1 protein-coding gene is annotated in these 676 nt (G+C 45.9%); it reads right to left on the reverse strand.

Annotated features, from left to right (window positions below; translation table 11 throughout):
* Positions 1 to 383 (reverse strand): AAA family ATPase (locus tag KIV40_RS31700; protein WP_285353288.1); only part of this gene is annotated, 383 nt, incomplete at its 3' end.
* Between the last annotated feature and the right edge of the window lie 293 nt (positions 384 to 676).

Here is a 676-nt window from a genome sequence, read left to right on the forward strand (position 1 = left end):
TCCGATTGGAGGCGCTCAAATGAGTCGATCACCGTATCCATCGCGACTTTCTTGTAATCGTGATAACCGGTTGCTTCCATATTAGTTAAGGTACGGCCTTGTAGGATGACTTGAGCACCGGTATCTGAGTTAGGTTTCAGGAGGACTGGGTTCATGTGAACCGTGGGTTTAACATTGCACGCTTGGGCTTGAACCGCTTGAGCACGGCCAATTTCACCACCATCTTCGGTTACCGCACTATTGAGAGCCATATTTTGCGGCTTAAAAGGTGCCACCTTGACGCCACGTCGAGCTAATACGCGGCATAAACCTGCCACTAATACACTTTTTCCGGCATCCGATGTCGTGCCCTGGACCATAAGGGCCTTGAGTGGTGATAACATTAAAACTTCATTCCTTCATTTTTTGTCGCAAAACCGCTGCGCTATTCACCCTATAGTAGCGTTATTGATAATAAGATGCTCATGAAAATGAATGGAAAATGAATGTGTTACTCACGCGGAATTCAAACCCAGTGTTGTTTAATAGCCTCATCGAAACAAAACGTTTCAACTAAACATAACCAATGAGGTATTCATCATGAAAAAAGCAGTCCTAGCAATCGCAGCATCAGTTATCCTTGCTCCAACTATCGCTCTAGCGGGCGGCGTCAAAGACCACAACAGCGGCATCTCAT

The organism is Vibrio sp. D173a, assembly GCF_030248475.1.